This is a genomic window from Nocardiopsis sp. TNDT3 (genome assembly GCF_003427465.1).
GTDB lineage: Bacteria > Actinomycetota > Actinomycetes > Streptosporangiales > Streptosporangiaceae > Nocardiopsis > Nocardiopsis dassonvillei.
The window spans coordinates 1-5,819 of record NZ_QPFC01000480.1 but is presented as its reverse complement, the minus strand read 5'-3'; the positions used below and the strand labels follow the sequence as shown (position 1 = coordinate 5,819).

Here is a 5,819-nt window from a genome sequence, read left to right as displayed (position 1 = left end):
CACCCCCGCACCGCCCCCGGTAGCCGGCAAACCCGCACCCAAGACCACCAAGGGCAAGACCCGCAGCTTCGGCCCCATCCAGCTCGCCAAATTCCTGGGCCTGGAGAACTGGCAGGTCGGACGCGGTGTCCAAAAAGGACTCATCCCGCCCCCGGACATCGACGACCAACGCTGGTCCGAACAGCTAGCCAAGACACTCCCCGACCACACCGACCACATCCGCGCCACCCTCGGCGACCACCCCGGACACGGGTCGGTCCAGGCCGCCAAGATCCTCGCCCAACGCACAAACCTGGACGTGACCCGCGACGACGTCCTCACCCTGCACCAGCAAGGAACCCTCACTCCCGTAGGCGAGTTCCGGGGCTGGCCCATGTTCGCCGAGGCCGACCTGCACGCACTTGACCCGCAAACGGTCGCGGCCGCAGTCCAAGCACGCCTGAACTGGCTCCACACGAGCCTGACCGCCCCCGAGGCCGCCAAAGCCCTGGGCTGGTCCCAAGGCCGCTTCGAAGTCACCGCAGAGCGACAGGGCATCCGCCCCGGCAAGTTCGACCGCTACGCGCTCACCGACGTCCAGGCCCTCCAAACCCGCCCAGACGACACCGACCCGGCCTAACCCCCACCCAGGCACCACCAGGCCACCGGCCACCCCACCAGCCGCGCACGAAACCTCTGCCACCTGGTACTCGACACCAGGCCACAGACCACCCACCCCTCAGCACTAAGCACTCCGACGCAAAAGAGAACAGACCATCATGCAACAACAGCAACCGTAGGCTATAACTTGCTAACCGATGAAGGTGCTGATCGGAGGTTCTTTCACTGGATACCTGAGGCGATCGGCAACGCTCCTGTGCGCAACACGGCGGCCCCGTACCAGTCCTCGGTACGGGGCCGCCGTCGTGTTAGGTCAGCCCGAAGGCATGTCCCGGAACCGCTGGTAGTGCAGCTGGTGCGACAGCTCCACCGTGCCCCCGGCCGGGCCCTCCCGGTTCTTGGACACCACCAGGTCCACCTCCCCGGCCCGCTCGTGCTCGGGCTGGCCCCGGTCGGGCCGGTGCACGATCAGCACGCTGCCGGAGTCCTCCTCGATCGATCCGGAGTCCTTCAGGTCCGCCGACGTGGGCACCGGGTCCGCGCGGTGCTCGGGGCCTCGGTTGATCTGGCACACCGCGATCACCGCGATGTGGTGATCGCGAGCGATCTCCTTGAGACCCCAGGTGAACCTGCTGACCTCTTGGGCACGGGTCTCGACCCGCTCCGTGGACGCCATCCGCCCGATGTGGTCCACGATCACCAGCTTGGGCGGGGTGCCCCGACGCTCCAGCGACCGGATGCGCGCCCGCACCTTGGCGACCGTGCACGCCGACGGAGTCGAGATGTGCAACGGGGCGCCGGCCACCCGCTGGCGGGCGGCGGTCAGGTCCTCCCACTGGCGCTCGGTGAAGGACTTGGTCTTGAACGCGCTGTAAGGGATGCGCCCCTCGGCAGCGTAGATGCGGTTGAGCATCATCATCCGGTCCATCTCCAACGACACGTACAGCACCGTGTGCCCCTGGACGATGGCGGCGTGGCGGGCGAAGTCGGAGGCGCACACACTCTTGCCGACCCCGGTGCGGCCCGCGATCGTGGTCAGCTCCCCTGGTGTCAGGGAGGGCATGACCTCGGCCAGCGCCGCATACGGCGGGGCCACCAGGTCGGCGGGGTCGTGCGGGGTGGACAGGTAGTCCCAGTAGTCGGCGTCGTCCCCGATCGCGGCGGTGTCGTCGGCGTCACGGGTCTCGGGGAAGGCGGCCCGCTCCATCTGCTCGGTGGCGCGGGTGGCGATCTCGTCCAGGTCGCCCTCGGCGGTGCGGGCCATCTGAGCGGCGTGGATCCCCGCGACCATGATCCTGCGCAGCCGGGCCTGGTCGGCGACGATCTTGGCGTAGTAGCCCGCGTTCGCCGTCGTGGGGATGGCCTCGGTCAGGGTGTGCAGGTACAGCGCACCGCCGACCCGGATGGCCTCTCCGCGCTTGACCAGCTCGTTGTTGACCGCGACCGCGTCGTGGGGCTCGCCCCGATCGGCCAGGGCGCACACCGCTTCGAAGATGATCTGGTGGGCGGGCCGGTAGAAGTCCAGCGCGCTGATCAGCTCCTGGACTTGGCCGACGGTGTCCGCTCCGCCAAGGAGCACTCCGCCCAGGACGGACTGCTCCGCGCCGATGTCGTGGGGAACCTGTTCATCGGTGCCGTGGTGGGGGTCGAGGGTCGAGGTCATCACACGGCCTCCAGCTTCAACAGGTCCACCAGGTCCGGGCGGGCCTTGGGCCCGGCTTCCTGGAGCAGCTCGGTCAACGCCCGGCGGGCGTGCTCGCCCTCAGCGCGCAGTTCCTGGGCGCACAGGCGGCAGGGCAGGACGGGCTGCGCGTGCAGAGAGCACCCCCCACCCGAAGGCACAGAGAGCTTCGGACGGTCCTGAGGCGCACGCTGAGTGCGGACCTGACGCAGGACACGGAGAAGGTCACGGTCATCGAATCGGGCGACGTAGCGGCGAAGAGAGCCCACGTCCACCTGGCGCCGTTCGGCGTCGGCCTCGATCTCGTCCAGGATCGCGTTGGCCTCCTCCGTGCTGGCGTCGGTCCGGCGCATCACGTCCTGAACCGTCGCTGACGTCGCGGTGGTGGTTTCGGCCGCAGGCGTCTTCTCTTCGTCGTCGGCCGGTCCTTGAGGAGTGGGTGGGGTGTCTGTGGCGCCTGAGCCCGAAGAAGAAGAGGAGAGAGTAGTGGGTGGAGTAATGGGTGGTGCGGGTTTGGGCTGGTCACCCTGTGAGTGCGGGTCAGACTTCTGACCCCCCGGGTTAGATTTCTGACCCCCCGGGTTAGATTTCTGACCCGCTCCGCGTCCTGGGTCAGATTTCTGACCCGCTCGCTTCGGTCGTCGGCGTACGGCGGACTCGTCCATGCGGGCGGGTTCGTACCGGGGCTCCTGGTCCTTGGTGACGGAGGCGAGGGCGTCGAAGGCGTTGCGGTGGCATCCGCATTCGTGCCGGGGCAGGCGCCAGATCGTCATGGTGACGGGGCGGGCCTGGGCATTCTTGCGAGAGCTGAACGTGATTGGCGTGCCGTCTTCGTCGGCGGTGATCTGGCCGAGGGCAGCGAGGTTGCGCAGGATGCGGAGCAGGCCGGACGCGGAGATCGGCTTGGGCTCTTCGCCGAGTGCGACGGGGTTGGTGGTCACGAACCCGCGCAACTGGTCAAGGCTGACCTTGCGTCGACGGCTGGCCTGGGTAGTCAGGTCCGTCAGGATGCGGAGCACGGTCCTGTCGGACGGGCCGAAGTGAGGGCACAGGTCGACCCACTGACGCGTCTTGGCTTGGTAGTAGCCGTCACCTTCGGCAGGTGCTTCACCGAGGTCGAACTCGGTGGGGGCGTCGGGGACGTCGGAGGCCATTGGGTCTGCTTTCTAGGCAGCCCACACAGTTAGCGGCGCTCTGTGGTACCCGAAAGGTACGCACTTTGCCCCTAGTCGGCTACAGTGGCCGTTGGTTAATTCAGGGGTGAGCGCAGCTAGCTGTGGTGGCAGCCAGCTCATCTGACTTAGGACGAGGCCCGGCTGGTACCCGGGCCTTCGTCATGTTCGGGGTGGGGATGGTGAGTCCCCGTGAGTCGCAGAAGACCCTACTAGGTCACTAGCAACCGCGTAGCGGTCCTCGCGAGCTCTGTGGACGCTCCAGTCACACGGAGACGCCAAAGAAGGCCCGGACGAATCGTCCGGGCCTTCATCGTGTTCTACGCAGCGCGGTCCGCGAGGGACCGCAGCTCTTCCACGTACTCTTGGGCTTCTTGCTCACCCTTGTACCTCTCGGTGAGGACCTGGCCTAGCTCCTGACCAACCATTACCAGTGATGGCACGGACTGCCGTGTGCCCTCCAGCGCCTGGCGGCCGTAACCGATGGCGCCCTCCAAGTCCCCAGAGCGGGCGGCGACCACACCCTTGGTCACGTAGGCCTCCGCCGCTCGCATGGGGGCCACTAGACGCCCCGACCAGTCCGTGGACGTGGCCAGGACTTCGTCGGCCAGGCCGTCAGCGAGCCGGTCGCTGCCGGACTTCCTGAGCACATCCATGGCGTAGAAGTCGAACTTCGCCGGGTCCACAACGAAGTGGTGGCTGGGGTCCATGGGCGGCGGCAGCGTCTCCAGCAGTTCGCGCCCGCGTTCGAGAGCGAGTTCCACCCGTCCCTGGTTGCCGATGCGCGCCCAGGCCTTGGCCTGCTGGGCGTAGAGCTGCACGCTGACTGATTGGTCACCGGCCGCGTCGATGCCAGCCTCCGCTGCGGTTAGGACCGAGCGGTAGTCCCCCCGGGTCAAGCCGAACCAGCAGCTCATCTCGTGTGCCCAGCCGACGATGTTCGTGTCGCCGGCCTCCGTGCCCAGCGTCAGGGCGGATCGGCGCGTGCTCTCCGCCGCGGGGCTACGGCCGATGTCCTGTTCCAGACAGCCGACCAGGAGCGCGAGCATCCCGGCCAGGGACAGGATTTCCCGGTGCTGCGTCAAGCTGACCCGTAGGTCCAGCAGGTCCGCCAGACGCGCCAGCCAGGCCCGCCCCTCGGTGAGGAGCTGGTACGCGTTAACGACGGGGTAGTCCGAGCAGAGCCGGTCCACCGTGAGTCGCAAGGACTCCAAGGTGGCCTGGTCCACGGCGGACTTCCGAAGACGCGCGAGCAGCTCCGGAGTGTCCGATCCGGGCACGGCGGCTTCCAGGACCTCTTGAGGGCTACGCGGGGCGGCGAAGAAGGCACCCGAGACGCTGCCGAACAGGGAGGCGATCATCTTCTGGTAGTCGCCGGACGGGAGTACGCGGCCGCCTTCCCAGCGCTTCCACTGATCGAGCATGGTGGTCAGTGAGGGCAGCTCGCGAGTGGTCTCGTACCGCAGCCGCTCGACGCAGTCACGCTGCGTCCACCCGCGGAGCTCGCGTTCCTTCTTGATCCTTCGCGCCCATGGCGCCATTCCGGTCATGCCTTCACGCTCCCGACTCCGCGCGGCTTCGTCTAGGTGGCATCTGGGGGGCATATCCCTGCCCCCTCGGTGCCTCTCGTGAGTGCGCTGTGGCTACGGGACGGTGGAGGAGTTCAGCCGGGCAGTGAGCTCACGGACTTGGTCCTCCAGAGCCGCCACCCGGTCTTCCAAGCTCGGACCTTCTGGAGGCGGCGTCGTGACGAACCACCCCACCCCGTGGCGAGACTCCGCCCTCCCCTGCTCCTTCAGCTTTGTGAGGGCTCGGCGTGCGGTGGTGGGCGCCACGCCGTGTGTCTTCACCAGTTCGCTGATACTCGGGTACTTCTCACCAGGGGAAAGGTCGCCAGAGTCGATGTCTGACCGGAGCGCTTGGAGCACCTTCATGTAGGGCTGCTCGGGGGTTCCACTCATGCTCTGACCATACCCATTCACCTTGTTCAGGATCAGTTACCCACCCCGCTTGACATTTTCACTCTGCTTGCTCATCCTAGGAACTGCGAGCAGAGTTGGCAAGTGGTCAACCCCTTGTCGTCGCCACATGAGAGGAGTACGAGGATGCCGTCGCAGCTGTCGATCGCCCAGGTCGCCACGGAGGCTGGGGTCACCCGCGCTGACGTCATCCGCGTGCTCACCCAGGGCGGCACCACCGAGGCCGACTGGCACATCGCCCGCACCATCGAGCGCCTCGGTGGACGCCGCGCCAGCGACCTGGTGTTCACCGCGGGCCGTGACCACAGGATCGCCACCATCTGGGGCGACTCCGGCGAGACCCCGCAGGACCCCGCCCCCACCAACCCCAAAGCGGTCCACGACCCC

At 67.5% G+C, this 5,819-nt stretch carries 5 protein-coding genes and 1 pseudogene; 2 read left to right on the top strand and 4 right to left on the bottom strand.

The genetic code is table 11. The features are described from left to right. A partial coding sequence (locus tag DQW06_RS12455; protein ID WP_117198488.1) for a hypothetical protein occupies window positions 1–619 on the top strand: 619 nt, incomplete at its 5' end. Between the two features lie 294 nt (window positions 620–913). On the opposite strand, the gene DQW06_RS12450 is transcribed toward DQW06_RS12455, so the two are convergent. The 4 genes from DQW06_RS12450 to DQW06_RS12430 all read right to left on the bottom strand — a co-directional run bounded on the left by DQW06_RS12450 (window position 914) and on the right by DQW06_RS12430 (window position 5,414). Next, window positions 914–2,263, bottom strand: coding sequence for a DnaB-like helicase C-terminal domain-containing protein (locus DQW06_RS12450; RefSeq protein ID WP_117198487.1), 1,350 nt, complete (start codon window positions 2,261–2,263; stop codon window positions 914–916). Next, window positions 2,263–3,435, bottom strand: coding sequence for a hypothetical protein (locus DQW06_RS28895; RefSeq protein ID WP_157983421.1), 1,173 nt, complete (start codon window positions 3,433–3,435; stop codon window positions 2,263–2,265). Before DQW06_RS28895 ends, DQW06_RS12450 begins: the two co-directional genes overlap by 1 nt. A 338-nt stretch (window positions 3,436–3,773) precedes the next feature. Further along, window positions 3,774–5,003, bottom strand: a complete 1,230-nt coding sequence (locus DQW06_RS12435; RefSeq protein WP_232833017.1) for an XRE family transcriptional regulator — start codon at window positions 5,001–5,003, stop codon at window positions 3,774–3,776. Between the two features lie 93 nt (window positions 5,004–5,096). Further along, entirely contained in the window at window positions 5,097–5,414 is a 318-nt protein-coding gene (locus DQW06_RS12430; RefSeq protein WP_117198483.1) for a winged helix-turn-helix domain-containing protein, read from the bottom strand. A gap of 144 nt (window positions 5,415–5,558) precedes the next feature. On the opposite strand from DQW06_RS12430, the pseudogene DQW06_RS12425 reads away from it, so the two are divergent. Further along, a pseudogene (locus DQW06_RS12425) lies at window positions 5,559–5,819 on the top strand (hypothetical protein); the annotation flags it as partial.